The 24,895-nt window shown below is 39.4% G+C and carries 22 protein-coding genes; 11 read left to right on the top strand and 11 right to left on the bottom strand.

The window, feature by feature from the left end; all coding sequences use genetic code 11:
• Nucleotides 1-53 precede the first annotated feature (53 nt).
• Together DTA23_RS01390 and DTA23_RS01395 are read left to right on the top strand one after the other, a co-directional pair.
• Nucleotides 54-611 carry a MauE/DoxX family redox-associated membrane protein gene (locus tag DTA23_RS01390; RefSeq protein WP_070565115.1) on the top strand — a complete coding sequence of 186 codons (558 nt, stop codon included), beginning with the start codon at nucleotides 54-56 and terminating at the stop codon, nucleotides 609-611.
• A gap of 167 nt (nucleotides 612-778) precedes the next feature.
• Nucleotides 779-1,192 carry a hypothetical protein gene (locus DTA23_RS01395; protein WP_070565113.1) on the top strand — a complete coding sequence of 138 codons (414 nt, stop codon included), beginning with the start codon at nucleotides 779-781 and terminating at the stop codon, nucleotides 1,190-1,192.
• 72 nt (nucleotides 1,193-1,264) lie between these two features.
• On the opposite strand, the gene DTA23_RS01400 is transcribed toward DTA23_RS01395, so the two are convergent.
• Genes DTA23_RS01400 through DTA23_RS01415 form a run of 4 tightly spaced genes read right to left on the bottom strand, consistent with a single transcriptional unit; the run spans nucleotide 1,265 to nucleotide 7,607 of the window.
• Nucleotides 1,265-2,611: a RagB/SusD family nutrient uptake outer membrane protein gene (locus DTA23_RS01400; RefSeq protein ID WP_112373625.1), complete on the bottom strand. Its 1,347-nt coding sequence runs from the start codon at nucleotides 2,609-2,611 to the stop codon at nucleotides 1,265-1,267.
• 11 nt (nucleotides 2,612-2,622) lie between these two features.
• Nucleotides 2,623-5,844, bottom strand: coding sequence for a SusC/RagA family TonB-linked outer membrane protein (locus DTA23_RS01405; protein WP_112373626.1), 3,222 nt, complete (start codon nucleotides 5,842-5,844; stop codon nucleotides 2,623-2,625).
• Nucleotides 5,841-7,214, bottom strand: coding sequence for a TlpA family protein disulfide reductase (locus DTA23_RS01410; protein WP_070565104.1), 1,374 nt, complete (start codon nucleotides 7,212-7,214; stop codon nucleotides 5,841-5,843). The genes DTA23_RS01405 and DTA23_RS01410 overlap by 4 nt, the downstream gene beginning before the upstream one ends.
• A gap of 18 nt (nucleotides 7,215-7,232) precedes the next feature.
• Nucleotides 7,233-7,607 (bottom strand): hypothetical protein, encoded by a 375-nt coding sequence (locus DTA23_RS01415; RefSeq protein ID WP_070565101.1) that lies wholly within the window; start codon nucleotides 7,605-7,607, stop codon nucleotides 7,233-7,235.
• Nucleotides 7,608-8,281: 674 nt separating this feature from the next.
• On the opposite strand from DTA23_RS01415, the gene DTA23_RS01420 reads away from it, so the two are divergent.
• The 4 genes from DTA23_RS01420 to DTA23_RS01435 all read left to right on the top strand — a co-directional run bounded on the left by DTA23_RS01420 (nucleotide 8,282) and on the right by DTA23_RS01435 (nucleotide 10,220).
• Nucleotides 8,282-8,734 (top strand): helix-turn-helix domain-containing protein, encoded by a 453-nt coding sequence (locus DTA23_RS01420; protein WP_070565098.1) that lies wholly within the window; start codon nucleotides 8,282-8,284, stop codon nucleotides 8,732-8,734.
• Between the two features lie 84 nt (nucleotides 8,735-8,818).
• Entirely contained in the window at nucleotides 8,819-9,331 is a 513-nt protein-coding gene (locus DTA23_RS01425; RefSeq protein WP_070565096.1) for a hypothetical protein, read from the top strand.
• A gap of 9 nt (nucleotides 9,332-9,340) precedes the next feature.
• On the top strand, nucleotides 9,341-9,784 hold the full coding sequence (locus tag DTA23_RS01430) for a helix-turn-helix transcriptional regulator (RefSeq protein ID WP_070565092.1): 444 nt from the start codon (nucleotides 9,341-9,343) through the stop codon (nucleotides 9,782-9,784).
• A gap of 1 nt (nucleotide 9,785) precedes the next feature.
• Nucleotides 9,786-10,220: a hypothetical protein gene (locus tag DTA23_RS01435; RefSeq protein WP_070565089.1), complete on the top strand. Its 435-nt coding sequence runs from the start codon at nucleotides 9,786-9,788 to the stop codon at nucleotides 10,218-10,220.
• A gap of 266 nt (nucleotides 10,221-10,486) precedes the next feature.
• Here the strand turns inward: DTA23_RS01435 and DTA23_RS01440 are convergent, their stop codons facing one another.
• From DTA23_RS01440 to DTA23_RS01470, 7 genes are all read right to left on the bottom strand, one after another.
• Entirely contained in the window at nucleotides 10,487-10,738 is a 252-nt protein-coding gene (locus DTA23_RS01440; protein WP_139144960.1) for a hypothetical protein, read from the bottom strand.
• A gap of 79 nt (nucleotides 10,739-10,817) precedes the next feature.
• The gene (locus tag DTA23_RS01445; protein ID WP_070565082.1) at nucleotides 10,818-11,150 is read right to left on the bottom strand and encodes a toxin-antitoxin system YwqK family antitoxin; all 333 of its coding nucleotides are present in this window, start codon (nucleotides 11,148-11,150) and stop codon (nucleotides 10,818-10,820) included.
• 252 nt (nucleotides 11,151-11,402) lie between these two features.
• Nucleotides 11,403-12,002: a hypothetical protein gene (locus DTA23_RS01450; protein ID WP_070565079.1), complete on the bottom strand. Its 600-nt coding sequence runs from the start codon at nucleotides 12,000-12,002 to the stop codon at nucleotides 11,403-11,405.
• Between the two features lie 220 nt (nucleotides 12,003-12,222).
• Nucleotides 12,223-13,713, bottom strand: coding sequence for a SusD/RagB family nutrient-binding outer membrane lipoprotein (locus DTA23_RS01455; protein WP_070565076.1), 1,491 nt, complete (start codon nucleotides 13,711-13,713; stop codon nucleotides 12,223-12,225).
• A 13-nt stretch (nucleotides 13,714-13,726) separates the two neighbouring features.
• Complete coding sequence (locus tag DTA23_RS01460) at nucleotides 13,727-16,963, bottom strand: SusC/RagA family TonB-linked outer membrane protein (protein WP_112373627.1); 3,237 nt, start codon at nucleotides 16,961-16,963, stop codon at nucleotides 13,727-13,729.
• A 649-nt stretch (nucleotides 16,964-17,612) separates the two neighbouring features.
• Nucleotides 17,613-18,884: a serine--tRNA ligase gene (serS, locus tag DTA23_RS01465; RefSeq protein ID WP_112373628.1), complete on the bottom strand. Its 1,272-nt coding sequence runs from the start codon at nucleotides 18,882-18,884 to the stop codon at nucleotides 17,613-17,615.
• A gap of 310 nt (nucleotides 18,885-19,194) precedes the next feature.
• Nucleotides 19,195-20,268 carry a class I fructose-bisphosphate aldolase gene (locus DTA23_RS01470; protein WP_112373629.1) on the bottom strand — a complete coding sequence of 358 codons (1,074 nt, stop codon included), beginning with the start codon at nucleotides 20,266-20,268 and terminating at the stop codon, nucleotides 19,195-19,197.
• A 111-nt stretch (nucleotides 20,269-20,379) separates the two neighbouring features.
• On the opposite strand from DTA23_RS01470, the gene rsmI reads away from it, so the two are divergent.
• The 5 genes from rsmI to DTA23_RS01490 all read left to right on the top strand — a co-directional run bounded on the left by rsmI (nucleotide 20,380) and on the right by DTA23_RS01490 (nucleotide 24,838).
• Entirely contained in the window at nucleotides 20,380-21,045 is a 666-nt protein-coding gene (gene rsmI / locus DTA23_RS01475; protein ID WP_112373630.1) for a 16S rRNA (cytidine(1402)-2'-O)-methyltransferase, read from the top strand.
• 36 nt (nucleotides 21,046-21,081) lie between these two features.
• Nucleotides 21,082-21,843, top strand: a complete 762-nt coding sequence (locus DTA23_RS01480; RefSeq protein WP_112373631.1) for a PH domain-containing protein — start codon at nucleotides 21,082-21,084, stop codon at nucleotides 21,841-21,843.
• A gap of 23 nt (nucleotides 21,844-21,866) precedes the next feature.
• Complete coding sequence (locus DTA23_RS01485) at nucleotides 21,867-22,937, top strand: hypothetical protein (protein WP_370445041.1); 1,071 nt, start codon at nucleotides 21,867-21,869, stop codon at nucleotides 22,935-22,937.
• 28 nt (nucleotides 22,938-22,965) lie between these two features.
• Nucleotides 22,966-23,493 carry an apolipoprotein N-acyltransferase gene (locus DTA23_RS30135; protein ID WP_370445042.1) on the top strand — a complete coding sequence of 176 codons (528 nt, stop codon included), beginning with the start codon at nucleotides 22,966-22,968 and terminating at the stop codon, nucleotides 23,491-23,493.
• 208 nt (nucleotides 23,494-23,701) lie between these two features.
• On the top strand, nucleotides 23,702-24,838 hold the full coding sequence (locus DTA23_RS01490; protein ID WP_112373632.1) for a cysteine desulfurase family protein: 1,137 nt from the start codon (nucleotides 23,702-23,704) through the stop codon (nucleotides 24,836-24,838).
• Nucleotides 24,839-24,895: the final 57 nt, after the last annotated feature.

The raw sequence follows: 24,895 nt of genomic DNA on the forward strand, positions 1-24,895 counted from the left end.
AAATACTCTTATGCTTCTTTTATAGATTAGGAAAGACAGTAACAACTAAAAAAATGAACGCAAGAACAGCACATATCACAATGGAAAGCATCCGAATCGGATTTATGGTCTTTTGGATCTATGTGGCTATAGACAAGCTCATAGAACCCAGTGCATTCCAGGATGCTCTTCTCCGGCAACCGTTACCAAGCAGCTGGGCAAAACCTCTTTCTCTTGCACTTCCTACTTTTGAATTCACTACCGGAATCCTTTTAGCCGGTCGGTATAAAAAAATAGGATTACTGCTATCTATAGCTTTATTATCCTCTTTCAGTGTCTATATTGCATTGGGACTACTCAATCTATATCCGCAGAAACCGTGTGGCTGCGCATCCGTATTTGAAAGTTTGTCGTGGGAATGGCATTTGGTGGTAAATATGGTCCTTTTTACGTTATCCATATTGGGATGGTACTTGACTGGCCCAACCAGCCCCATGGAAAGGCACGAGAAAAGGAACCTATCAATTGCCTTTACCTTTACACCGCCCGTTCATTTAGGTATTGTCATACACTGTCTTTATCACACTTCTCAAAAACGCTTTCCGCGAAAATTTGCACTATTTCCGGCTTAGCCGGTATAGAAATAAATTATGATACGTGATGGACAGCCCGTAAAAATCGATCCCGAGGTATAAAACAGACTAAAACACCTCGTTAAAGCAAGGTTTCAGTCATCAATAAAAAATTTGAGTTTTTTGTGGAGGTAAACTTTTTTTGCTCTTATAAAAAAGGCCTCGGTATGAAAGCAATATCTTTCATCAAAAAGCATGCAACGGTGATGTTAGCCGGAGCTGCAATAATTGGATTCAGTTCTTTTAAAGTAATTAAACTAAATAACGAAAATAAAGATACTGATCTAATATTTACGTATGTTCCGCCAGCTGGTTCTCCAGCCCCCTATTCGGATACAAACGTAAAAAATACTGCAAATTGGCAGAGGAGTTCTACCAGCTGCTCAGATTCGGAAGATCAGGATGTCGCTTGTTCAATTGCCGTACCATCTACCAGCACGATGAATAGTGGAAATAATATCGATCCTTCCAAAGTAACGATCGAGACGTTTCAGCACAGCACCAACAACTATGGTGTGTCTCCTTCTTCAGCGTCCACACCGGAGTACAATGATCCATTGAACAAACCTTTGGATCCATAAATCGAAAAGCCCATAGCCCCTAATTTCGGCTATGGGCTTTCAGCACAATGATACATTGGATTGATTAAGTTCTTATCTTAGAAAAGCATCTAAGTCTGTAGGAGTATTTAAAATTAGCTTTGATGAATTCGGACTAAGCTCCACCCGCTCCCCTTCTATCATCCGAACCATTTTAATGGCTGTTCCTTCGAGGTTCAAGCGTTTAATATCTGATAAACGAATTCCCCTCATCAACAGTTCTTTTCGTCTTTCCAGCAATACAATCCCCAAAGCTTCGTTGTTATCCTGTGCTGCTTTTGGCACAAATACCTTCGTACGATCCCACCGATTTTTTAGCAGGAGATTAACATCCTGCATGCTCGCTTTCAAAGTACCTTTCCGGGCATTGCTTTCCGCGCGTATCAGAAGCATCTCTGCCGTTGTTAACCCCGAAAACATCCACTGTATGGAATGGGAATAAGTTCCTTTAAATTTAAAATACTTGCCGGAAGCACTAAAAAAAGCTATCCGTCTCAGATCGGCACTGTCATAGCTATTCATTAAATTAGAATCGATTAAAGCACGCGTTGGGATATAGTTCTGAAACTTTTGACCCATTTCAGAATAAAAGATCGTTTCCTTCGTAAACTTCGAAAAGGGCACCGAAGCGCTAATCTTTATTCCGTCTTCAGGCTGATTATAATCCATTAGCTCATTGAACAGCTTCAACGATTCGTCGGCGGCATTTCCTGCTTGTTCGTAAAGGCCCATGGACAGGTAAGCCCGGGCTAATAGTGCATATGCGCCTGCTTTTGAAGGCCGTGATTTCAGCAATGGGACATCATCTAAATTTTCCGCGGCCGTTTGAGCATCTTTCAATACTTGCTGATAGCATTCACCTACCGTAGAAAATTCACTCTTCACATTGAAATCAGATTTAAAACGCAAGACAATGCCTTTCTCCCCATTCTGTCCCTCCGGATCAAACGCTGGAGCGTAAGTCCATAATAACTGAAGTAAATAGTAAGCCCTGTAAAAATGGGCCGAGCCATAGACATTTTTCCAGTCACTGCTGTTGACATCGGTCCTTTCAATTTTGTCCAATATTTCCAGGCAAAAGTTGGCATTATATATAGGCAGGTAGGCAGAAGACCAATCATTGGGATATGCATAATCGAAAGCTTCCCATTTGTACAGCAACTTCATTTCCGGTAAAAGAGCCTTATAATTGTTGTCCAGCAGAAAATAATCATCAGCTGCCGATTCAGCATATGAAGGTGTTCTCCGCTCATTCATATAGCCAAAATCATCCAGTATCTCCTGCAGGTCCCGTATCGATGCCGGAACCTGATAGGCATTGCTATTCTTTGGATCAAGGTAATGGCTGCAGGAAGTACATGCAACCAGACAGCATAAAATAAAATATATCGTCAATTTCATACAGCAAATGGTTAAAAGCTGGCACGAAGGCCAAGTGAATAATTTTTCTGCAAAGGAATCGCTTCGGGATTATCTGGATCAAGCCCGCGCCGGTTTGCACGCCAGATAATTCCTAGATTGGCCGCATTGGCAAATAATTGTATATTATTGATCCCTCTGTTTATTTTAGGCAAATTATAGGTCAGGTTGATAAACTGGAGTCGGATATGGTCGCCCTTTTCAACAAGGATCTCACTAGCGCCATAAAACGCATCCCGCCCGGGCATAGTCAATGGAAATTCAAAAGATGGCACGTTGGTATGGTCTCCTTTTTGCTGCCAACGATCATAATAATCGGGATGAACCGTTCCATAATTGATAAGAGCACTTGAAGTGAACGAAGATCTCCGAAAGTAATAGCCCATGCGATAACTCAAATTGAAAGACAGACTCAGATTCTTATAGGAAAATGTATTCAACCAGCCACCATAATGAACAGGTATGGCAGAACCAATAAAATAGGCTGAACCACCCTCCCCCGCACTTCCTATTGAACCTTCATTAATTGCAGTATAGTCCGTCGATATTTCCCCATTCCATACTCCCTGCGGATTTCCGTTATCGTCAAGTCCTTTCCAGATAAATGCCGCAAGACCATACAGTGGATAGCCAATAACCGGATTGATCTGAGTGCCAGAAGCATTTACCATACGATAGAGCTGACTTTGGTCATTGGGGTAGTAATAAGCAGTTGTTTTGTTATTATTGTAATTATAGATCAGCGACGACTGCCATCCCAATATACCTGATTTTAGGTCATAATTTAGCTGTACATCCAATCCTTTTCCTTTCATTGCCGCTACATTCTGGATGATCGTTCCCCTAGCGCCCCAGCTCGTATAATCATAATTGGTCTCGCCATAGAGATCGGATCCATTTTTAATATAGTATTCTATCGAACCAGAAAGCGGGAAATCTTTTAGCGCGAACTCCAGTCCCGTATTCAGCTGCATCACTTCTTCCCAGCGCAAAGAAGGGTTGTTGATTGTTCCGATCCTTCCATAAGGCAACGAACCATTGATGGTTGAATTTGTCGCCGAACCGCTAATCGGTAAGGCCGACCTGCTCAAATCAACATTACCACTATAACCCAATGTTGCTTTAAGCTTTAGATAATTTAAAGGAAGTTTCTCGAAAAACGATTCTTTGGACAGCACATAGCCCGCGCCTAAAGACCAAAGCGGCTTCCATTTGTCATTCGTCGCTACACCATAAATATTCGAGCCATCTCTTCTTATATTTCCACTGAGCATATAACGATCTTTCCAGGTATAATGAAAATTTCCGTAAACACTTACAAATCTATTCAGTCTGGTTGGAGACAAATTTAGACTTCCCATTATTGTACCCGAACTTCCGAAAGGTTTCTTGAGATAACTCGTTGTAAAATCGACTGGAACCATTGATAGCGGATCTTCACGATAACCATAATAGACCATGCTATTGCCCCATGCCTTTGTTTGCCGCATCTCCAGTCCGACCATCGCAATGAAAGCATGCTGGCCTACCTTTTTATTAAAATCAAATTGACTTCTAAAAGCATAAGATTCTTGGTTATTGCCTGTTTTCCATAAAATATCCCCATAAGGTACGATGTAAGTTACCTTTCCTGTGGTTTCATTGATCTGACTGAACGCATTCACCATATCGCGCACAAAATAACTTTCTTTCATATAATGATTATCGATCAGTCCGTCTTGACGCTGACGCTGGTAATTGGCTTTAAACATGCCACCCGAAAAAAGCTTAATACTGATACCAATATTTGCGATATATTCCTGGATCGTATTCGTTTCTGTATTGTATTTAAAATCCTCGACAGGATAGTAATTCCAGTCGAATAACCGTCCTTTTCCTACTGTATCCAACACTGTTTTTCCATAGTTTTCATAAAATGCCGCTGGGCTGCCGTTCTCATCAAACAAAGACAGATAGGGTACCACATACTGGTTGCCCACACTTGCAAGTGTAGCATAAGATGGAATATTGCTATTCCTGTTTTTTTTATTGGAATAAGATGCTGACACATTGACGGTCAACCATTTGTTCAAGGTCATCGTATTGGCAAGCCTAATGGTTGTACGTGCAGCCGGCCGGCTATAATTATCTTTCTGCCAGTCCTGCCCCAGCGCAAGAGTCCAGCTATTGGATGCGCCCCCTCCTGAGATATTTAGTCCCAATTGCTGCGTCTGTGCAGGTTTATAAAAATAGCTGCAATACTGCTGCCTCAGGTCAGACTTTAGGTAAAACGCTTTACGAGACTGATATACATCATCCGAGATTTCATTTTTACGCCTTTTATCCAACCAATAAATGATAAGCGAAACAGGTGGCCCATCCCAGCTGTTCAGCCGGCTATCAAACTGGCCAGCAGCAAACAGCATTTCCTCTAGGTCAATATAATCCTTATTGCCCACTATAGCCAATGGAGAAAGATCAGGCTTTTCCTTAACACTGGTGTTGAAATTTAGATCAAGGCGTGTCTTTCCATCCATTTTTGACCTTTTTGTAGTTAGTACAATCACTCCATTTCCACCCCGGGCCCCATAGATCGAAGTCGCCTCAGCATCTTTCAGGACTGTCACGGATTCAATATCGTTCGGATTGATATTATTGATATCCCCTTCATAGACAGATTCATCCAATACGATTAAGGGATCCAGTGGACCGTTTATGGTACCATATCCACGTACGGTGATTCCCAGTTTATTCTGCGGATTGAGATTGGTTTTTCCTTTTTGGAAAACAAGTCCATTTGTTACCCCTTCTAAGCGATCCAGGATATTCATTCCAACCTGCTTTTCCAGCAGATCTTTTTTCAGTACCGTCACTGAGCCATTGATCTGGTTGACCTTCAGTTTCTGATAGCCTGTACTTATCTCAACTTCCGCCAATTGATTTGTTAGCTCTTTTAGCACCACAACGAGGTTATCATCGTTTCCGCGAGCTATTATAGTTTCCGGCTGGTATCCGATCAGGGAAAAGCGTATCGAATCATTTAGTCCGGCCTTTACAGTAAATTTCCCGGCATTGTCCGAGCGCACAGAGCTACTTTTTGAAACCACATTTACATTTGCCAGCGATGTGCCACTGGAATTCAGAATCTTACCTTTCCATAATCTTTCGCGAGTCTGGCCTGCGGCAAAATGAAGGAGGATAAGAATATAACAAAAGACTTTTAGCATATATTTCATTTTCCACTCCTTTCTTTTAATGCTTTTGCGTTATTTTTATAAAAAGAGAGATCCAATATTTCTATCATCGCGTTAAATTCGCGAATAGAACCTAAAGACAAGACCCTGCCCTTTGGAGAAATAAGGACATAATGGGGAATGCTTCGATGTTGAAAATATTGATTTAATATAGTGTCTTGATAAATCTTAGGCATATCCATTGCGTACGGAAAACGACTATGATAGCGTTCAAAGAAAGCTGCAATACTTTCTTTGGTATCCCTATTGCCTTTTTGATTAACTAGGACAATCGCCACATTGTCTTTCAAAGTTCGATGTAGGCTATCAATTTTTGGGAATCCCTTAACACAGACGTTACACCAGGTCGCCCAGAAATCCAGTAGGATAAATTTCCCTTTTGATTGATGAAAGTTAAATGCAGCAGTATTACCATCTTTAAGTCCGAGATACGAAGTAGACCAAAATTTATCCGGTAACCTATCACCAACCTGGAGCCCTTTTATTTTATCCAGCCCATCGGCCCCGCTGTCCTTGCGGGGCGTCTGAGCCGATAAACTAAACATAGAAATCATCAGAGCTAGTAAAGCTAGAGCTCTGATGCTCTTCAATGCCTTAAAAGAAAATTTACATGATTGAAAAACTAGGCTTAAAAACATCCATGTCAAAATCATTCGATATGCGCTCTTAAAACTTGTACCTATTGAGAAACATTTTAAAGCCTGCTGAGCGACTTGACGCACCAAAGCAAGCTGAGTACTGGCCCGTGTTACTTTAACCTCACAGATCAGATTAAAACACGTTAAAATCAATAGCTTCAATCTCCATCCATCTATCGATTCGAAATCTTTCGTACGCTTAAAAGCTCCATTTTTCTGCGTGTGGCTTGTGCAATGCTTTAGTCGTTCTTGTGTATAACAAGGGCTTAGGAAGGGTGAACCTAGGGTCGCGCTATAGTCAAGCTTGTGTGTTTCTTGTGTCGACCTATAGTGGAGCATCTTTTGAGCAATTCCTGCCGAATTTTTACATTTCATCGGATTTTCATCGGGTCGGCATCGGGTTTTGATCGGTATGGCCCGATGAAATCCCGATGAAAACTCGATGCCAATAGCATGAAAGGCAGAAGCTGGGGCGAAGTTGGGCAGACAAAAGTCCGAAGAAGTCTCCATCTGTGTTAGGTATTGAAAGTCGCTCGTGTAGCGCTTTTCTAGCAGGATCGAAGTCCCTTTAAAGTACGTTTTTCCTTGTCTAATTTTCTTGCGCAACAGATGTGTAAATAGTACTATATCTGTGCTTAAGTAGTGCTTAACAGGTACTTGAAATATATTGGTTATATAGGCCTTTAAAAAGGCTAGTAATTTTAGGGTATTCATAATTTTGTCTGTTAGTGGTTATCCCGATAACCGACCGAAAAACTCAGCGAGCTTTCTGCTCAACTCTAGCTCTTTTCCGATGCGTTCTTTTGCTTCTGCAGACAGCTGTACTGTACTTAGCTCTATATGGCGATGATTGGCGATACAATAAGCAATCAATACGCGATACAAGGCAGTTGCAAATTCTTGTATTTCCTCATCTTTCAGAAGCCTATTTTTCTTCACGTCACCATCAACATAAGCAATCAATAGTTCCGAAGTATTAGCAGATACAGTCTCCAGCGAATAGTGATTCCAGAATGTCTCAATCTCTTTTATAGGATCATAATCGACACTGTGCACATCATAGATCATACGATCAAAAGCAAATTGTAGCGCTAAAATCCTGTTCATTTTTCAGTCTGTAAATCCGTAACCGAGAGTACATAGCATCCCCCTCCGATCGAAATCAGCTTTTTATTGGGAGCCTGATGTTACTCAGTTCACATTAGTAATAATTAATTCATTCTGGGAGCCAGAGCGCGTTTGAATGAGGGGTCACAAGGTGTATAATATTGGCGTTACGCGGTCCATGGCAAGAGAAGCCAAAACCTATTTGGCCAAACCAGCCGAGCTACTCGGGGGCTGTGATGATGTTTTTAAATTGTTGCTTTTTGTTCATAACTCGCTTATTTATAAAAACGAGTCTATCAGCAGGTAGAGAAACCAACAATGGCGTGACATCCAACCTACTGCTTATGGGGCCGTGAGAAGCCTTTGGAACGGTAAGCGGACGCCACGCCATTGCAGACGGGCGTTTGATTCCACTTATCGCCTTGTTCCAAATTGAAATTTCTCACGTTCCATAAACAAGACTCATAAGTGCATCCACCTGTATGAGATGGAGCAAATCTATTGTTTTAATTAACAAAAGACAAATTATTTACGCAAAAAACAGCTTTAGACTAATCATAAATCTGTTGTTATCTACAATAATTTGTATCTTTATATGCAAAGGTAAAAAACCAATTATTTCAAAAAAAATGGTAAAAAACCGGTAAAATACCAAACTTATAAAATTCTATAAAATGGGCGTTGCATTTCAAGAAGAGAAAATACACGAAGGAAAAAATCTAAAAAGAATTCGTGAAATCATGGGTGTGAAACAGGAGGCTTTAGGGCAAAAATGCGAAAGTAAATTTGATCAAAGACGAATTTCTGAGTTTGAAAATTCATGGACTATTTCTGAGCCAAATTTAAAGGAATTAGCGGATGCGTTGGGTGTAACCGTTGAATTTATTCGCGCCTTCAATGAAGAGAAAGCCATATTTAATATCCAAAACAACAACACATTTACCGTTTCGGAGAATTCGTTTGGGCTTAGCAATCAACCAAATGTTACCTATAACAGCCTTGGAAAAGTAGAGATGCTTCTAGAAAAACTCGTTCAAGATCATACTGTTAAGACTAAAGCAATTTTGGATTTGACTAAAGTGGTTTCTGATTTGGCGGAAGAGGTGAAGAGGTTGAAGACCCAATAGATTACACTTTACAAAGTACCAGTACCTTATATTGTTCATCTTTTGTAAAATTCATCAAAAGAAATAAACCTATAAGTTTATTTAATGAAAATTGTTGATATATTTGCCAGTAGACTATTTGCTATTCATTACGCTGATCAAAAAGATAATGAATACGATAGATTGATGGATTTGTGGAATGATATTGATTATATAGTACAGTTTTTAAAAGAAAACACACAAGACATTCCTCCGAAATTGGATGTATACCAACTAGCGGAAGATATACTGGATAACCGTGAAGATATTGAAGACAATATACTATACAATCTAGAGCGATTAGACGGGTTTTTCAAACCATTGGATAATAATCAAATTGGTGAATTTGATTTATTAAGAAGTAAGGGAAGAAAAAATGTATTGAGATTGTATGCGCTTAGACTATCAGAAAATGTCTATGTAATTACTGGAGGAGCCATTAAATTACCGCTTCAACACTTGATGCAACATAGAGAACATACACGTATTGAATTGATTAAAATCAACAAATTCAAAGACTATCTGTCTGAACAAGGAATTTTTGATGAAGATGCTTTTTATGAATTTATTAATGAATAATTAACCGTAATGATGAGTGAAGTAAATTTTGACAAGTTTTTAACTATAGTCTCTGATGAAAAAGTTGACAGTATTGAACGTGCAAAAGCGAGGCAAAAGAGAAGAAAACACTTGCGTGCTTCTCAACGTATAGCACTGCATATTCTGCGACAATTGGATCAATTAGGCTGGTCTCAAAAGAAATTAGCTCAGCAGATGGGCGTTAGTCCGCAATTAGTCAATAAATGGGTGAAAGGAAATGAAAACTTTACCTTGGAGACACTGTATAGTCTGAGCGAGTGTTTGAATATTGAATTGATCGAGATTAAATCTTTAAGAGAAAACAAAGAAATAGCTGATATTCTCTCTATCCCTTCAAGCCATTATGAACGGACTGCAAAGATTATAAAACTTCCGGTGCGGACTTCAATTACGCAGAAATCACCATATACCAATCAATCTATTGCACGATAAAATGAAAAAGAAAGATGAGTCATTTTCTTTTAAGCTAGTTCGTATTGAGGAGAAACAGTTCTCTGTCTTTGAAGATGGAATTAATTCAGAGCAAATTAACCAAAAGGTCGGTGTCGGATTCAATGTTGATATAGAGAACAATATCATTGCTTCGGCTATACACTACTTATTAGAGGCTGTTGATAAACCATTTATCAATATAGAAGTGGTGTGTTACTTTGAGCTAACAGCAAAAGATTTCAAAAAACTATTAAAATCAGATAAACGTGTTGAGATCCCTAGCGGCTTTGCAAAGCATCTTGCGAATATTAGCGCAGGAACAACCCGTGGCATTCTATTCGCAAATACTAAAGACACACCTTTTAACAGCTACTATATGAGCCTCATCAACCTCACAGAATTTATTGAAGACAATATTGAGATAGAGATTGAATGATAAGTAAAAATCTAACCGCCCGAAGTAGCACATGTTAAAAGAATCTATAAGGGATAATTATGGCCTTAAGATAGCTTCCCGGCTTCCAAGGCCCGATACCCTGAATCGCTGATGTGATTTGGCTTCTGATCTTAATAGGAATATCCTGATCATATTAAAACTTACTGAGTCTACCATCCTTATTTACCATAAATCGTAAATTAATTATGGAAGACTTTAATTGAGCAATTAAATTGTCCGGCATATCGATCTTCCGATAAACTGCTTCATTTTAAGAGAAAAGTCGGCGCCGATTCCTTTTTCTCAGCATCGTAGGAAATCAATTCGCCATTGGCACGAAACCTTTTTCCACTTTGGAGAATACCAGCTAAATATTGCTCCTCATAACGGCTCTCCTTATTCCAGCCCTCCCATTTCCCTTCTCTTTCATTATCTTTTAGCTCACCTTCAATATATTCACCATTTTCATAATCGAAGCTAATAAATCCATTCCCCCGCTTCAAAAGATAATTTCCCAAAGAATCCAAATATAATAGTTAATATGGTTTGGTTATAGGCTACCAGTGAATGGATTTTGTCCTGATTCAACTTGTGTAACTAACATTTCAGTCTGTCCGTGGGATAGTAATAATAAGATGAATCAATAGCTGAACCATCGATATCGAATTTTTCCAAGCTTTTTAACTGTCCATCAGGATAGTATACTGTTGACTCGCCGACATACTTCCACCCGAAAATCCCAACTGTGCTATCACGGCTATAAGCTAAGGATTTTATTGCAGTAGCAATATAATAGCTAACTATATTAAAAAATCCATTCGATTCATCTCCTTCAGGAACAATACATTGATAAGAGTAAGATGCTAGTTTTGTTCGTACCGGATTTCCTGATTTATCAAAGTAATTAACTACCTTATCGCTAACAAACACTTTCCCCTTGCTTTAGAAGAAAAAGCTTACGTATTAGCTCCTATAAAAACAAGCGCAATTAAAACTAAAATCGATCTTTTCATAAAATATACCAGCGTTAAATAAGGACGAAAACACAGCTTTTCCCTCAGTATATTTCCTATAACAAAAGTGGCAATTTCTTTAGAAATTGCCACTTTTGTTATAGGAAACATCTAATTAGATCACTATCAACACTTTAATAAAATGGCAAAATTTCCTTAAAACATTAGATTATTCATAAGATGGGACAACTTCACCATTATATTCGGGTGTATTTATATCAAATATAGCTATGCCATAAGGTGCATTTTTATCAATAAGAAATTTTCCTGGCACTAAAATAATACCATCCGTTCCACCACCAACTTTCGAGACATAATCAGATACAGCGGGAATAGTGGTTTTAAACTTCTCTAGGTAATCCTTAGTATTCATCTTGTAGACTAACCCCCCTAAGGCGGTCCCCAAAACCGCAATAAATTTATGTCCATCCATTCTAAAATCAATTAGATTGGAATCACCTATTGGAGTATCAAATGTAGGCGTAAATCTTTCATACCACTGATAATCATTTAGATTACTTGGATACGTAAACCAATTTCCAAACCTTAGCCCGCCTGCATATCCGGCATAAAACTGTCCATTACTAAGCTTAACAACATGTACACTTCTCGTGCTACCAGGAGTAGACTCACTTCCTCCATCTGGCAAAAGCGCTTTTTTTGACTTAATCAACTCAGAATTAACCACATCTACACCTTCTTTCTTACAAGAAATAAATAATCCAATACAAATTAATACTGGGAAAATACTGTACTTTAATCTCTTCATAATTACTTACGTTTAATAGTTAATTAAATATATAAAATAAATTAAAGAATAAAAAATATAAAAACAAAAACGCTCCCTCAATTTATCGTTTAACCATAAATTTAGATATCTAAAAAATATATGAAAGAAAATACAACGAATTCAGCTCCTTTAATTTAACTTTAAAAAAGCGGCAATTTCTTTCGAAATTGCCGCTTCCATAAGCATATAATCTAAGAGACTACTTAACGTCCCACCATACCGGTGTATAGATTACAACGTTACCTGGATAATTGCTATTTGTTGTTGCTTCACTAAGTGCGTAAGGCATGCGCAAAGGCATTCTGTCTTCACCTAAAGTTGAAGCTGCAGATTTAACAAAGAAGGTTGGATACCCCGTTCTTCTCCATTCAGTCCAAGCTTCGAAGCCTTGGAAACCACACATTGCATAATACTTTTGTGTGATAATAGCTTTTACCTTAGCCTCCACATCGCCAGTGAATTTAGCATCTGGCGCATCAGCAATATACTTAGCCGCATCAGCTGCATTACCTGTTGCTTTAAAGCTCTCTGTAATACCAGCACTATATAAGCTCTGTGCATCTCCCGTTCCCCAACCTCTTACAACTGCCTCAGCCTGTAAGAACAAACTTTCGCTTGCAGAAAACAGTTTTACCGGTGCAACGGCAGATGTTTGACTCATGGCATTACCTCCAACCATTGGAGAAGGAGTAGATACTAATTTTTTTGAATTACTTGAATACGTCCCTTGAGCAATGTAAGCAATTGTATCTTGTATCTTTGGTTCGTTCGTTTCTGGATCTGTGTATTCAACTTTGTCATAGAAAGCAAATCTGCGAGGATCATTATTTTTGACAAAAGCTTGCACAACGGTTCCACTAGCTACAACATTTTGAGTTTTTCCTAAACCAACCATTTCATTGTAGAAAGGATTTTCATTACCCCCTGTTGTTGTATAAGTGATTGTCGCATCTTGATTCAAGAAAACAGCATTGCTCGCATAAAGTGCTTTAATACCTGCAGAAGCTTTAGCTGCATTCACATTGGAAAGACGCAAATAAGCTCTCAATTTTAATGTATTGGCAAAAGCCTTCCATTTTTCAAGATCGCCATTGAAAATCATATCTTGACTTGCTACTGGAATGGCTTGTTTCACAGCTAGTAAAGATAGTCCTTTATCAATATAATTGAAAATTGAATCGTATACAACTTCCTGAGCTTCATATTTTGGACTCAAATTTCCATCAGCCTTTGATGCTTCAGAAAGCGGGATATCGCCGAAAGCATCGGTTGCAACCTGATATGCATAAGCTTTCAAAATATGAGCGATACCTTTATAATTTTCGTTATCCGCCACTTTTGAATTGATAATCAATTCAGCGTTGTTTAAAGTTCCCCTGTAGATATTACCCCAAACTCTATCCATAGAAGTATTGGTGATTCTATACTGATCGATAACTCTATATTGAGAAGACGTTGGGTTTTGCGTCCAATACTGTCCCCAAATGTTACCAAATACCTGAAAAGAATTTCCAACCACCTGACTGATTGAGGCTTCTACTGTCGGCAATAATAAACTAGGTGTTGCTGACTCCGGGTTATTTGGATTCTCATTGATATCCAAGAATTTATTACATCCAGTCAGACCCATTGTACTAACTAAAGCCACAACGAGGAATTTCTTGGCATTATTAAATTTTATAGTTTTCATACTTTATTCGCTTTTAAAATGAAACTTTAACATTGATACCATAGTTACGCAATGAAGGTTGTGCCGTAAAGTCAAAACCTTGTGCATTACCAGCACCTGATGAGTTCACCTCTGGGTCAGCATATTTATTTTCGCTTGGCGTCCAGATAAACAGGTTATTTCCAAATAAACCAATAGAAGCTGCTCCAAAAGGCGTATTTTTCAATTGATTTTTCGTGAATTTATAGCTCAGTGTCAAGTTACGAAGCTTAATGTAAGTTGCGTCCACTACATTCATTCCAGACTCCAGTGAACCATAGTAATTTTGCTTATCGTAGGTTACCGATGTATTTTCAATAGAGTTTCCGTTATCGTCCAAGTAGACAGAATTTGGGAAGATCTGTGCAATGCGCTCACCACCGGTTTCAGCAGATGTTCCAACAAAAGCCATGATATCTTTTGTTCTTGAATAGAATACACCACCTTGTTTTGTATCGAACAAAGCACTCATTGACCAATTTTTGTAAGTCAAATTGGTACCCAATGATGCTTGGAAATCTGGATTATAGGTACCCAAGTATTGTGGTTTTTCAGTAGCTAACGGCATACCTGATTCCTGATCTACAATCGTACGACCTTGAGCGTCTGTAGCATTTGTAACACCATAAAACTCACCATATGGACGACCTACCGCTGCCACGATATTCATTCCTGAGAAACCACCGACAGAAACTTGCTCTACACCCGGCATCAATTCAATAACTTTACTGTTATTTTTTGTGAATGTACCGAACAATTCCCATGTCAAATTCTCTGTTTTCACTGGCGTTCCTCTTAATGTCAATTCAACACCATTATTTTGGACTTTACCAGCATTTACCAGGGCAAATCCATAACCTGTTGAAACTGGAATTGGAATACTTAGGATCTGATTTTTCGAATTATTTTTGTAATAAGTAAAGTCTGCATAGAGACGGTTATTTAAGAAACCTAATTCAGCACCCAATTCAAATGATGTTGTTATTTCAGGTTTCAAACCCGCATTTCCGATCGTATTACTTGACATCAATGCGGATACGTTTCCAAATGGAAAAGTTGTTGAACCAAAACCGCCAGCAATCGTACTTCTAGAGAACGTTGTAATCAATTGATATGGATCTGTATCAGAACCTACTTGCGCCCAGTTCGCACGTAATTTTGCATAATTGAACTTGCTCTTCAACTCTGGCTTGAACAATTCAGAAAGGACAAACGATCCACTTACACTTGGATAAAAGAAAGAGTTATTTTGCTTTGGCAAAGTGGATGACCAATCGTTACGTGCTGTAGCTTGCAAGTAGGCGATATTTTTATAGGAAACGTTCAAATCTCCATAAACACCTACTAAACGACGGTTGCTCCAAGTATCTTCGATTAGATCCAATGGACCATTCGAGTTAGCTAAATTATACCAACCTGGTACTACAAGCCCTCCACTTGAATTGGTAGCAGTGCTATTATTCGAAGTTTTGCGTTGACGAATATTATTACCAATCATAAAGGATGCGTCCCAGTCCTCATTAAATTTATGATTAGCGGTTGCCATGAAATCATGGACAATTTCATTCACATTAAATTGATCGATTCTATAACTCCCAGGATCCGTCTGAACGTTTCCTTTTACATAATTACCTGTAGAGTTATCAGCAGGCAGGTAACTATATTTTGGAGACTGCGCTCTTCTACGATCGGTATAATTGTCTAAACCTACACGTTCTTGAAATGTTAACCATTCGGTCGGCTTATAATTCACATTGAAGTTCCCCATAATGCGGTTCACATCATTGTAATTATTATAATTCGCTAATACCCAATACGGGTTCATCGTATAAGCACCGTAATAACCGTATACATCATCATGCAAAATACCGTTTGCATCCGTATATCCATACGCATTATACGGATTTGAAAGATCTTTCAATCCTTTAACATCAATATCGCGCGGGGTCTGCAATAGGTTGTTATAAACAGAACCGCCACCTTGACCACCACCGACATTGTTACTGTTAATACGGCTATAATTTACAGAAACACCGGCACTGAATTTATCAGAGAATTCCGTGGTTCCATTAAATCTGACACCATATTTATTGTAGTTATCTTTCTTCCCAGGATAAACACCATTTGAATTCAAGGCATTTAATCCCAGATAGAATGTAGACTTTTCTGAACCGCCTGAAAAACTAAGGTTATTGTCAGAAGCAATACCCAGATCAAAGAAATCGCGTACATTATCTTTTACTGCAGAATAAGCTTTCTTCTGGCGAACGCCATCTATCGCCTGTCCCCATTCTTGAACATTGCCTGTAAAAGGAGCTCCCCACGACCCATTTTCCCTCGGATCATTCACATAATCAACAAAGGCTCCTGTCTTTTCATCAAATGCAGCATAGCCTTGTCCGTATTCATTTTGAAATTCAGGTAACTTCAAAATAGAAGACAATGTATTGGTGGAGCTAAATGTAATGGCACTTTTCGCACCTTTTTTTCCACTTTTCGTTGTAATGATCAACGCACCATTCGAAGCTCTTGAACCATACAATGCCGCCGCCGCAGGGCCTTTTAATACGGTCACGGATTCGATATCATCCGGATTGATATCATTACCACGGTTACCAAAATCCACACTTGAAAGATCACTTGATCCACCAACTTTACTTGTATTATCAATCGGCGTACCATCAACAACAATCAGTGCTTGGTTATTTCCAGCAATAGAAGAACCACCACGTAAGACAACACGAGATGAACTACCCGGAGAATTTGATGTAGAAGTAATATTTACCCCTGCTACTTTACCAGCTAAAGAATTAATTGCACTTGAATTACGACCTTCTGTCAATTCGTCGCTCTTAATTGTTGGCGCAGAATAACCTAACGAACGTTTCTCCCTCTTAATTGCATTTGCTGTAACAACAACTTCTTCCAAAGCATTGTCATGATTTACTAAAGAGACATTGAATACAGTACTGTTGTTATTAACAATAATAGTTTTATCATCAAAACCAACGGAACGGAATACGACAACCTTACCTGCCGGTACATTCAATGAATAATTACCATCAGTATCAGTCTGCGTTGCCTGATTAGTTCCTTGTACAACTACTGTCACCCCTGGTATTGCTTTACCGTCAGCAGATGTAACACGACCACTAATCTTCTTTTCTTGAGCGAATGCAACCGAAGTCAAGATCATACCGCCAACAAGAAAACTTAGTAATGTTTGTTTCATGTTTTAGTTAGTTAATTTTATTATTTTTTCTAATCCTATATATTGATATAAATTATATCCGTTATCATAACCGTCTAAACATAAATTGCCTAGACAATAAACTGCAAACAACATAACATGCTATTGCAGTTTATTCAGTAACAGTTGAAAATATTTTTGGAAAAGCGGGCCCCAGGTAGATGCAGGGTCAGTCCTTAGATAAATATCCAGCTGTAAAATTTGCTCTTTTCAGCATTTACAGTAAATAATAGTTAGTGCGATTTTTATTAGCGGTGTCAAATATAGAAAGCCAAAGTTGCTTTTACAAGTTTTTTAACATAATCTCCAGAAAACAGGAAATACCGCAATAATAAGTTCACAATTTTACAAATTGTTACAAAAGAATCATTTTAGAATAAAAACTCTTCAAACAATTTTCAAACAGAATTTTATACGGAATGAACCATAATTAACAAAACATTAACAATGTTATAAGAAAACGTTAACATGTTATTCTATTATTTTTCTGTATTAAAACCGCATGTAATTTATAATGATTCTAAACATTTTAAAATCGAGTTATAACAAAAAAAAGACGCTCTACCTTCTCAGGCTGAGCGTCTTTCACTGTGATGTTAAATAAGTGCAAAAGCAACTTATTTATTGATATTTAATCGATATACTCAAATTTGGTGTACGGAACCAAAACCGCGGGAACCTTAATTCCTTTTTCTGTTTGGTTATTCTCCAATATCGCTGCGACGATACGCGGTAAAGCCAATGCCGAACCGTTCAACGTATGTGCCAGTTGCATCTTGCCGTCAGCATTCTTAAAACGTACTTTCAAACGATTCGCTTGATAAGTTTCAAAATTGGAAACGGAAGATACTTCCAACCAACGTTTCTGAGCAGAGCTATATACTTCCATGTCATAGGTCAATGCAGCAGTAAAACTCATATCTCCACCACAAAGGCGCAATACACGGTAAGGAAGCTCTAACTTCTGCAACAGCCCCTGTACGTATAAACTCATTTCTTCAAGCACTTCGTAGGACTTTTCAGGATGTACAATCTGCACCGTCTCCACTTTGTCAAATTGGTGTAGCCGGTTTAATCCGCGTACATGTGCCCCGTATGAACCTGCTTCACGACGGAAACAGGGTGTATATGCACAATGTTTAATGGGGAATTGTGCTTCTTTCACAATCTCGTCTCTATAAATGTTGGTGACCGGAACCTCAGCTGTAGGGATCAAATACAGGTTGTCGTTACCCACATAGTACATCTGCCCTTCTTTATCCGGCAATTGTCCCGTAGCAAATGCAGAATCTTCATTGACCAAAATAGGTACCTGTACTTCTTCGTATCCTTCTTCGGCAGCCTGATCCAAAAAGAAATTGATCAAGGCGCGTTGCAATTTAGCCCCCTTACCTTTATAGATAGGAAAACCTGCTCCCGCAACTTTTACGCCAAGCTCTAAATCAACAATACCATATTTGTTCAACAATTCCCAATGCGGCAATGCATCCTCCGACAAAGCTGGGATTTCGCCATGGCTCAAAACAACTTCGTTGTCCTCAGCACTTACACCTGCCGGAACGGATTGATGCGGTAAATTAGGTAATTGCACGATCTTCTCATTCAATTCTGCCTCAATTGTACCCAATTGATCCAAAAGTTGCTTCACTTGCTCCTTATACCCCGAGGATTTGGATTTAACGGTTTCAGCTTCTTCTTTTTTACCTTGGCGCATCAGATCTCCAATCTGTTTTGCTGCCGCATTAGCCTCTGCCGAAAGTGCGTCCGATTCCGATTGGATCTTACGGCGATCTTCATCTAAACTGATGATTTCGTCGACCAATCCAATTTCCTTGAAATGCTTGACAGCCAATCTTTCGATTACCGTATCCCTGTTCTCACGGATATAATTTAATTGCAACATAATATAAATGTGTTATTTAAAATAGTGAACAAACTTAGATAAATTTGCCTTTATATACAAGCTATTTTATTCCTAAACCACCATTCAAAAGGCTTTTTGACTGCTTTACGGCACTCTATTTCCATCGCACCGCACCGGCGAACATCCACCAACTCATCGAAGACTGATCTTCAACGGGATCGGTTTACAAACTATGATCCATAGAAAGAGCGTATCCATTAGACTCCTAATCGATACGCTCTACAGTTTGGTCTGTACTACAAGCGCTGTTGTGAAATTTAATCTGATGAACTCAGGAGTCGCGTATTTGCTAAGCTATGCTTACTTCGTCGCATAAATAAACATCCTGAATGGCATGTAATAATGCGACACCTTCATTCATTGGTTTTTGAAAGGCCTTACGGCCGGAGATCAAACCTGTTCCACCTGCGCGCTTGTTGATAACCGCTGTTTTTACAGCTTCTTGTATATCATTCTGCCCCGAAGCCCCGCCAGAATTTATCAAGCCTGCCCTGCCGGCAAAGCAATTAAGCACCTGGTAGCGGCACAAATCAATAGGATGATCGGAAGAAAGTTGGGTATACATGCGTTCATCCAGCTTTCCATAACTACTTTTACCCATATTCAGCGCTTTAAAGCCGCCGTTCAATTCGGGTAGTTTTTGCTTAATAATATCCGCTTTGATCGTTACGCCCAAATGATTGGCCTGTCCGGTAAGATCCGCAGCCAAATGATAATCTTTATCCCCGACTTTAAAAGCCGAGTTGCGCAGATAACACCATAATACCGTCGCCATTCCCAAGGAATGGGCTTCTTCAAATGCTTTTGCTACCTCTATAATCTGACGGTCGGATTCCTCAGACCCAAAGTAAATCGTTGCCCCTACAGCAACAGCCCCCATATTCCAGGCCTCGCGAATTGTTCCGTACAAGATTTGATCGGCTCGATTAGGATAGGTCAATAGTTCATTATGATTTATTTTAACCAAAAACGGTATCTTATGTGCATACTTTCGGGCAACAGCGCCCAAAACACCAAAGGTAGAAGCCACGGCATTACAATTTCCCTCCAAAGCCAGTTTGACGATATTTTCTGGATCAAAATACTGTGGATTTGGCGCAAAAGAAGCTCCTGCACTGTGTTCGATTCCCTGATCAACAGGCAATATCGAAAGATAACCGGTATTGGCTAATCGACCCGTTCCAAAAAGTTGCCCCAAACTACGCAAGACCTGAGGACTACGGTCACTCGAACTATATACTTGGTCAATAAATGCTGCTTGTGGAAGATGAAGCATTGTTTTGGAAACTGCGGGTTGATCAAATTCTAACAAATAACTCGCTTCAGCACCCAGATGTGCCTGTATTTTTTCAATGTATTGCATAATTTATTTAAAATAAAGTGATGGAGTTTACCATAATCTTTAAAATAAAACTCCAAAAAGCACAGAATGTTTTAGCGCATATTATATAGTAAAAAAAACTTAACTTTGACCATGTTATATTTAGTTCCAACACCTATTGGCAATCTGGAGGACATGACGTTTCGTGCGATCAATGTCCTGAAAGAAGTGGACCTCATCTTAGCAGAGGATACCAGGACCAGTGCTCCGCTTTTAAAACATTTTGGAATCGACAAAAAAGTATTTGCGCATCATCAGCACAATGAACATAAAGCGGTATCTGAAATCATTAAATTTCTGAAAGAAGGGCAAAACATTGCTTTAATTTCGGACGCAGGGACACCGGCGATCTCAGATCCGGGTTTTTTACTGGTACGTGAGGCCATCAAAGAAGGGCTCGAAGTACAGTGCCTACCAGGTGCAACAGCATTCGTACCCGCGCTTGTCAATTCGGGGCTTCCCAACGACCGTTTTTGCTTTGAAGGCTTTCTACCCGTAAAAAAGGGAAGACAAACACGCTTAAAAGCGTTGGCAGAAGAAAAAAGAACAATGATCTTCTACGAGTCACCACATCGTATTCTCAAAACCATCGAAGAATTTATCACCGTTTTTGGACCAGAAAGACAGGCGTCGATATCACGTGAGTTGAGCAAACTCTATGAAGAAAATGTTCGGGGAACATTAACTGATTTAAAATTACACTTTGAAAACAATCCGATTAAAGGAGAATTTGTATTTTGTGTAGCGGGATTGGAATAAATTTTGACAATCTTTAGGTATTAAAAAGTATTTGACATGAACATGGAACAATTTGCACAGGATGGGCAGGACATAAAAATCATTGAAAAATTGGTGACTAAAGTCCAAGATATGCTTACTCCAGGAGAAAAAATAGATTATATCGCAGTTCAAAAGAAACCTGCTGTAACCATTTTACCGGATAGTATCACGATTAGTAATAAACGCATTTTTATGTGCGAATTTACCAAACTGGGCTTGGCCACTGATTTTGAAATCTTCGGCTGGCAAGACATCAAGGATATTGCTTTTAAGGAAGAAATATTTGGTTCAAAAGTGACTGTTATCCCTTTTACAGGAGAAAATCTGAGCATAGATTATATCCCGAAAGTTCAGGCGAGAAAGCTTTATCAATATATCAAAGCTGCACTTGAAAATTATAAAAAAGCCGAACTGGCCGCCGAAAAAGAAAAAATAGTCATTGCTCCAACAGTTGCAAAGGAAGTGATCATCGAGCGACAAGAAAGTAATACAGCAGTTCAGCCAGCAGTTACAGCGCCTGCTCCATCGGCGCCACAGTCCTATATATCGGGCCAGCCAACTCCGGCGGCGCCAATTCAGGCACAGCAACCGACCGGATCAATTCCTGCTGTTCCTCCAGTTTCAGCAGCTCCTATCGTCCCACCTGCTCCCGCCAAAGAAGAGGAAGATGATGAGATTACCTTAAAGCTCAAAAAATTAAAAACACTCTTCGACAAACAATTGATTACCCAAGAGGAATACGAGAGTAAAAAGAGAGAAGTTTTATCCAGTTTATAATCATAAATGGGAGAAAATATATAGTGAAAAACAACTATTTACTGGCACTTTTAAGTGCCTTTTTATTGTGGTTGGGCTGGCCTCCAATCCCCTATTCCAGTCCATTGTTATTTATTGGGTTTGTTCCACTACTCATTGCAGTGGAAAATATTATCCGGAGTGAAACATTCAAAAAGAAAGGCCTCAACATATTTCTTACTGCAGGACTCACCGCAGTTGTCTGGAATACGGCCTCTATTTATTGGGTATACAACTCCATTTCGGCAGTTATGCCGCCTTTTGCAGCTGTTATCATCAGTCTGATCCCTTTTTGCCTTGGCGCCGCTTTAATGGCGCTAGCTTTCAGGCTTTATGGGCAATTACGACGTAAAACGAACATCCTGTTATCCCTTTTCGGATTAATGGGATTCTGGATAAGCTATGAATTTCTACACGAATCCTGGGATTTAGCCTTCCCCTGGATGACTTTGGGTAATGGTTTCGCCAATTTCCATCAATTGATCCAATGGTATGACATCACAGGGGTTTATGGCGGAACAATATGGGTCTGGCTGGTCAATATCTTAGTATTTACACTTTACCTCAATCGAAAAGGACTTTATCCGATCAAACGTAAGATTGTACCAATTGCTTCTTTGGCTGTAGTATTGTTAGTTCCCAGCACCTACTCGCTGGTACGTTACTTCAACTACGAAGAACATCAGAATCCGGCACAGATTGTCGTTGTACAACCGAATATTGACCCTTATATTAAATTCAATTTAAGCCCTGAAGAACAATTAAACACCTTACTTTCCTTGTCGAGTTCGGTCGCCAAGCCCAATACAGAGTTTTTTATCTGGCCTGAAACTGCACTTTCACAGAACGGCTATTTTGACGAGGAAAACTTTAGGGAAACTTATTCTTACCAGCGCATTTTAAAATTTTTAGATCAATATAAAAATGGCAATGTACTTTCCGGTATTGAAAGTTATCAGCTGTACAACTATGCAAAAACACCTACTGCGCGTGAAATAGCTCCTAATGTATATCAGGATAATTTCAATGCCGCAACATTGATCGATTATTCCTCCAAACTTCAGTTTTTACCATAAGTCCAAACTCGTTCCGGGCGTAGAGCAAATGCCTTTTGGGGCAGCGATGAACTTCCTGAAACCTTTATTTAAAGCATTCGGTGGTACGACGGGTGGCTACGGAAAACAGGCTGAACCTTCCGTATTCTATGCCCAGAGCGGTATTGGTGCCGCACCCGTTATCTGTTATGAATCCATCTGGGGCAATTATGTTTCCAAATACGTCAAAAAAGGTGCTCAGTTTATTGCCATTATCACTAATGATGGCTGGTGGGGCAATACTTCCGGTAAAGACCAGCATTTACAGTATGCAAAACTGCGTGCGATTGAAAACAGGCGCTGGGTTGCCCGATCGGCAAATACAGGGATTTCAGGCTTTATCAATCAACGTGGTGATATTGTACAACAGACTAAATGGTGGCAGCCTGCGGCCCTAAATCAGGAAATTAATTTAAATGAAGAAATTACGTTCTACACGCAAGCAGGTGATATCGCTGCCTATTTGGGTTTGGCGCTCGCACTAGGAGGAATTGTGATACTCATCGTGGTCAGACCAAAAAAGAACTTGTCAAAATAGAAAAGTAGCGCCAAACTGAAGTAATAGATTGGCGCTATTTTTTTCATCAGAACGGAAAAATACTCATCTTATTCCTTTCCAGGCAAAAGAGCCTAATTCTGATGAGACCCGCTACGCCAGCACTGTCAGCTACAATTAGGAAAATAAAATGATAAAAATAAGTCATTTAATACCTCTAATTTACTTGAGAGATTTGTAATTTTGCAGCATGCAAGTATATTTTGATAATGCAGCGACTACAGCCTTAGATCCTGAAGTAATAAAAGTAATGGTCGATGTGATGAACAATAACTTTGGAAATCCATCTTCTATCCATAGTCACGGACGACAAGTAAAAACAATTGTAGAAAAAGCACGTAAAACGATCGCCAATCTACTTCATGTATCTCCAGCAGAGATCTTCTTCACATCGGGTGGAACCGAGGCGGACAATATGGCCATCGTTCGGTCAATCGCCGACTTTGGAATAACCCATGCCATCACCTCGCCTATTGAGCACCATGCGGTATTGCATACGTTAGAGGAGTTGGAGAAAGCTGGTAAGGTACACCTTGATTTATTGGAAGTTGACCAGAAAGGTAATTTAAATCTTAACCAGCTGGAAGAACTTTTAAGTACCAATCCGCGTACTTTTGTTTCCATTATGCATGCCAATAATGAGATCGGAAACCTCAACGATATTCAACGTATCTCCGAATTATGCCAAAAGTATAATGCGATATTCCACTCGGACACTGTACAGACCATGGGGCATTATCCGCATGATCTTGGCAGTCTGAAAATAGATTTTATAACCGGGGCTGCACATAAATTCCATGGTCCAAAAGGAGTTGGCTTTCTTTACATCAATGCGAATAACAAGATTAAACCTTTAATCTATGGCGGAGCGCAAGAACGCAACATGCGTGGCGGAACAGAAAATGTCTATGGAATAGCGGGTCTTGCCAAAGCTTTGGAACTTGCCTATGAGCATATGGAAGAACACCACGCTTATATTCAAGGACTCAAATCTTATATGATCGATGAGTTGCAAAAAGCAATCCCAGAGATTGATTTTAATGGTGTTATAGAACCCGAGAAATCACTTTATACCGTACTGAATGTTTCTTTCCCATGTAGTGACCTTGCTGACATGCTTTTATTCAACCTGGATATTGCAGGGATCTCTTGTTCTGGTGGCAGTGCCTGCAGCTCGGGAACAGACATCGGATCGCATGTATTGGGTGCAATCAAATCAAGCTCGGAGCGTCCTTCGGTTCGTTTTTCATTCTGCAAGCATAATACAAAGGAAGAAGTCGATTTTGTGGTAGCAACCTTGAAAGAACTTTGTACAAAGAACAAATAGCATTTATAGGTAAAGCGTCAAGCATGCCCCGCAAGTGAAGAAAAAATCTCAAGCTTG

It is taken from the genome of Sphingobacterium multivorum (genome assembly GCF_900457465.1).
GTDB classification, from domain to species: Bacteria; Bacteroidota; Bacteroidia; order Sphingobacteriales; family Sphingobacteriaceae; genus Sphingobacterium; species Sphingobacterium multivorum.